This is a genomic window from Haloferax profundi (genome assembly GCF_001469865.1).
Classification (GTDB): domain Archaea; phylum Halobacteriota; class Halobacteria; order Halobacteriales; family Haloferacaceae; genus Haloferax; species Haloferax profundi.
The window spans coordinates 1-2,155 of the sequence record NZ_LOPV01000449.1; the positions used below are offsets into that span (position 1 = coordinate 1).

Here is a 2,155-nt window from a genome sequence, read left to right on the forward strand (position 1 = left end):
GAGGATATCAATCGCTTTCCGTGCATCACCATGCTCACGAGCAGCAAGTGCCGCGACTTTTGGGATGACTGCATCATCGACTACGCCGTTTTTGAATGCCGGAAGTCGTGCGGTGAGTATCTCTCGGAGCTGATTCGCATCATATGGGGGGAAGACAAAGTCCCGCTGGCAGAGGCTAGATCTGGCTCGCTCATTCAGTTGATCTTTAAATCGTGGCTTGTTACTGATTCCGATGATTCCAATATTACAGTTACTAAGTTTCCCAGATTCGACAGCACGAGAGAGCGTCATCAAGACCGCATTTGGGTCGCTCATCTTATCCAGTTCATCAAGGATGATCACGACTGTGTCATACAAGAAATCCATCACCCTCCATGCCCGTCTGTAGCACTCTGCAGTTGAGACGCCGCTTGAGGGAAACGTTTCGTCTGTCACCCCCGGTTCATTGATTGCGGACCCAACCGCCCGAATAACAGCTGACTCTGTGGTGTCCTGAAGGCAGTCGACATAGGCGACCCCGATCGCTGAGTCCTGTTTGACACCTGCTTGGACAAGCTGTTGGACGATGAATTTCGAACACAGCGATTTTCCAGTTCCTGTCTTACCGTAGAGTAGTACGTTGTTCGGTTTTTGCCCGTGAATTGCCGGCTGGAGACTATTTGCTAATGCATTGAGTTCGTCTTCTCGACCGATAATCAACTGTTCACTATCGGGGACGTGGTCAATCTGTAGGAGGTCTTTATTTTGAAAAATTGTCTCAAATGTATCAAAATAATTTCCCGAGTTAGTCATTGGCTCAAGAATACAAATGAAAGTATCTAATATAGCGTTTTGCATTCGTGTTTCCGTTCTAAACTACATAGATAGGGCTTCTAACCACGCATTATCTATGTTTTACATCGGAAACGTGCAATTGAATTGGGTGTGCATTTCCGCTGTAACAGGTCCTGTGTACATGCGCACGTTTCCGCTGTAATTGTGACCGGAAGGCCAGAGCTCTCAAAGGAGGTCTCTTGTAGGCGGAAATCGTAGCGCAGAGTGTACGTTTCCGTTCTAACTACCTATGAAATGTCTTCAGCATACTGATTTCTGGGATATTTTAGACACACGTTACAGCGGAAGTCTACACTCATCAGAGATGTACGCGTGTCGTTTCTGCAGATCACACGGGAACACTCCATAGTTTCCAGTGAAATGAGGACCAATTAGTTGCCGGGGGACGATTGACAGACATAACGTGATTAGTAGGGTGTAGTACCTCGCCAGATTACAATAGAAAAACGCACAGCGACACAACGAGAGACACGATTCGCAGATACGACCGAAATCTTCGGAGGCACGCTGTGCGACTATATTTTCACCTTAGGGTCACCATCTCTGTCTGAATTGAGCAAGTGAGAGACCGATACTAATCCACTCGTTACAGCGGAAATGCGCACTCACTCTTTCGATTGCCCACAGCGGTTCCGGCAGTCTCTCGCCATGTTCCTACTTAATGAGAGTGCAGCTGTGGGTGGGTCGAGACACGTGGCTGAGAATTGGTGTGTGATTCTCTGTAGTTACAGCGGAAACGTGCGCTTACCTTTTGGCTCTCATGTACCTGACAGGGGTGGCGAACTCGTTTGCAGTGGCCACAGCGAAGAACAGTTCGTCGGGGCGACCTGACAAAAAACATAGAAGTCTCCCTGTTGGAAGTGCGAATATAGACTCTCAGCTCTGTTTCATATCGTGTTCTCGAACAAGCCATCTGATTTGTTTTCACGCAGTGAAGAGCTTCTAATCGGGGTTTTCGAACAGATACACTCGAAGCTAAACCCCTCAGTTCGGTGCTAGCCTCATCTAAATGGTTCGAAACGAGTGAGGGGAGAATTCGTTCGTGAGAGACACCCCTCATACCGAGTGAGCAATACAGATGCTGTACTGGTAGGGTACTAACCACACCGAGTGAACGCAGAAAATGAGATGCTTTGAGGACCCATTCCAGATGTAGAACCCCCGAATACAGCAGAAGAGAACAGTCTCCGTGCGGTTTTTCACTCGGTGTGAGGGGAGTCTCTGCTGCGTCCTTGGGGGGACCCCTCGTTTCCACTCCAGATTGTAGAGAATCTCTCATCGAGTTACAGCGGAAATCCACACTCACCATGTTCTCATTTTC

At 48.3% G+C, this 2,155-nt stretch carries 1 protein-coding gene; it reads right to left on the reverse strand.

The genetic code is table 11. The features are described 5' to 3' along the window. The coding region (locus AUR66_RS15140) for an AAA family ATPase (protein WP_058573104.1) at positions 1-792 on the reverse strand (792 nt) is incomplete at its 3' end. Positions 793-2,155 lie beyond the last annotated feature (1,363 nt).